Below are 3,139 nucleotides of genomic sequence, written 5' to 3' on the forward strand. Positions count from 1 at the left end.
TTTAGTTTCAAAACGAAATGTAAATACCCTCCAAAGCCGCTAAAACAAAGGGTTTGAAGGGTATTTTATCTTTCAAAACTGTCAAAGACGGGATTATACTATTTATACCGTTTTTGACAATAGGATATACTAATACTTAAGTTTTTAAAACTACTTTCATCGTATTGTACAAAGAACAAGGCTATTTTATATAATATAAAGGGTATCGATTATGCAATATGCATCAAAATATATTACCTTTTCTTTTAATATTAACTTAAGCACATCCGGATATCCAAACTAATCACTAAAATCAATCCGTGCCAACACCTGACACAGGACTGTTTCAATATCATTTCACTAAAAAAGCGGGCTGAACACTCAACCCGCAAAACTTGCAACCTTTACTTTAACAATCTGTATTTCTTTAAAAGCTCATGTCTGTATACTTTATCCGTATTCGCCTTTATTATTTTCTCCAAATTACCTTCTCTTGCCAATATAGTATTCAACTCACTTACCATATCAGCTCCTTCTTCTCTTCCTTCCGTCCTTCCCAGTTCAAGTCCTTCTGTCCTTCCCAGTTCAATTCCTTTTTCAATACCCTCTGTTCTTCCCAGTTCAATTCCCCTTTCAAGGCCCTTTTCTTCCGCCAGTTCAAAAAATCCCTTCATATTGTTTACCTTCCTTTCATGTGCCACTTTTATTATATTCTCAACATTTTTAAAACCTGACATTGCAGACATCAGCATCAAAATCTCGTCTACATGCTTTACATTACTTTAACCACATTTGACAATCAGTTTATTTCATCACATTGCCTCGTCATTCATATAAACCTGCTATATTACAAAAGCGAGTTGAACACTCAACCCGCAAAACTGTCTACATCTCACCTTAACAACCTGTATTTATTTAAAAGCTCGTTTCTATATACCTTATCTGTATTAGCCTTTATTATTTTCTCTAAGTTACCTTCTCTCGCCAATATAGTATTCAACTCACTTACCATATCAGCTCCTTCTTCTCTTCCTTCCGTCCTTCCCAGTTCAATACCCTTTTCAAGACCCTTCTCTTCCGCCAGTTCAAAAAATCCCTTCATATTGCTTACCTTCCTTTCATGTGCCACTTTTATTATATTCTCAACATTTTTAAAACCCGACATTGCAGACATCAGCATCAAGATCTCATCTACATGCTTTATATCACTTTCATCGCCTTCATAACTGTCAGTCGTTCTCATCTGATACAAGTAGTCTGCCAGCATACGAAAGTCACTTTTAAACAGATTTATTTTTTCTCTATCCAAAAATGCTATCTCAAATATATTTATCTTGTAGTCACTTACATACGGTTTTAAGTTTTCATCTACTTCAAGCAAATCCAACAAGGAGTTTGAGTATTTCCAATTCTTTTCATATCCCATATATAACACCAATGTTATCACGGGATATTTCTTTTTATATCTGTTTTCTTCCAATACCTGCTTCTTATATTCAGCACCGTCATAACCTATAACCCTCATCGGCATAAGCTTATCAGGCACAGTCTGATTCTCAAGCCCGAATAACGCTATATTGATTTGACTGTTCTTCCAATACTTTGCAACATCTCTGTATTGTGAATGTATTTCACCGTCAAGCCTCCTTATTATACCAAAGAAATTTAATTGACTCTATAAAAATATCCACACATGACCACACAGCCAAGTAGGGCAGGCTACTTGACTGCGTGGTCACGTTCATATCAGTCGATGCACCGACTCTACCATGGTTTTTAGAAACTTACAGAAATTCAGATTAACAAGAGAGGAAAGTGCATTTTCCATAGATTACCTTAGATATCAAATCTGAAGCCACGAAAAAGATTTGATAGTTTTATTATACTATTTATACGGTTTTTGACAATAGGATATACTAATACTTAAGATTTCAAAACCACTTTCATCGTATTGTACAAAGATTAAGTCTATATTCTATAATACAAAGGGTATCGATTATGCAATATGCATTAAAATATATTACCTTTTCTTTAATATTAGCTTAAGCACCTTCGGATATCCAAACTAATCACTAAAATCAACCCATACCAACACCTGACACAGAACTGTTTTAATATCATTTCACTAAAAAAGCGAGTTGAACACTCAACCCGCTAAACTGTCTGCGTATTACTTTAACAACCTATATTTCTTTAAAAGCTCATTCCTATATATCTTATCCGTATTGGCCTTTATTATTTTCTCTAAGTTACCTTCTCTTGCTAATATAGTATTCAGCTCACTTACCATATCAGCCCCTTCTTCTCTTCCCAGCTCAAGTCCTTCCGTTCTCCCCAGTTCAATTCCCTTTTCAAGCCCTTTCTCTTCCGCCAGTTCAAAAAATCCCTTCATATTGCTTACCTTCCTTTCATGTGCCACTTTTATTATATTCTCAACATTTTCAAAACCTGACATTGCAGACATCAGCATCAAGATCTCATCTACATGCTTTATATCACTTTCATCGCCTTCATAACTGTCAGTTGTTCTCATCTGATACAAGTAGTCTGCAAGCATTCTAAAATCACTTTTAAACAGATCTATTTTTTCTCTATCCAAAAATGCTATCTCAAATATGTTTATCTTATAGTCACTTACATATGGTTTTAAGTTTTCATCTACTTCAAGCAAATCCAACAAGGAGTTTGAGTATTTCCAATTCCTGTCATATCCCATATATAACACCAATGTTATCACGGGATATTTCTTTTTATATCTGTTTTCTTCCAATACCTGCTTCTTATATTCAGCACCGTCATAACCTATAACCCTCATCGGCATAAGCTTATCAGGCACAGTCTGATTTTCAAGCCCGAATAACGCTATATTGATTTGACTGTTCTTCCAATACTTTGCAACATCTCTGTACTGTGAATGTATCTCACCGTCAAGCTTTAATGCACTGTCAACCGGAGTATCTATAAGTGCATCCTCATCCACTATCTTTTTCCCGTTAAATAACAGCACATTTACTATATCTGCAAATACATCATTATATCTCTCAAGCATCTTTTGTGTTATGTCTTTACCATTCATACTCTATCCTCCTTATTATACCAAAGAAATTTAATTGACTCTATAAAAATATCCACACATGACCACACAGCCAAGTAGGGCAGA

At 34.9% G+C, this 3,139-nt stretch carries 3 protein-coding genes; all 3 read right to left on the reverse strand.

The window, feature by feature from the left end:
- Positions 1–383: 383 nt before the first annotated feature.
- The gene (locus tag EHW90_RS09635; RefSeq protein WP_243113954.1) at positions 384–725 is read right to left on the reverse strand and encodes a FliH/SctL family protein; all 342 of its coding nucleotides are present in this window, start codon (positions 723–725) and stop codon (positions 384–386) included.
- Positions 726–871: 146 nt separating this feature from the next.
- Positions 872–1,609 carry an Rpn family recombination-promoting nuclease/putative transposase gene (locus EHW90_RS09640; protein WP_456298615.1) on the reverse strand — a complete coding sequence of 246 codons (738 nt, stop codon included), beginning with the start codon at positions 1,607–1,609 and terminating at the stop codon, positions 872–874.
- Positions 1,610–2,149: 540 nt separating this feature from the next.
- Entirely contained in the window at positions 2,150–3,055 is a 906-nt protein-coding gene (locus tag EHW90_RS09645) for an Rpn family recombination-promoting nuclease/putative transposase (RefSeq protein ID WP_124952531.1), read from the reverse strand.
- Between the last annotated feature and the right edge of the window lie 84 nt (positions 3,056–3,139).

The organism is Lachnoanaerobaculum orale (assembly GCF_003862485.1).
GTDB classification, from domain to species: domain Bacteria; phylum Bacillota; class Clostridia; order Lachnospirales; family Lachnospiraceae; genus Lachnoanaerobaculum; species Lachnoanaerobaculum orale.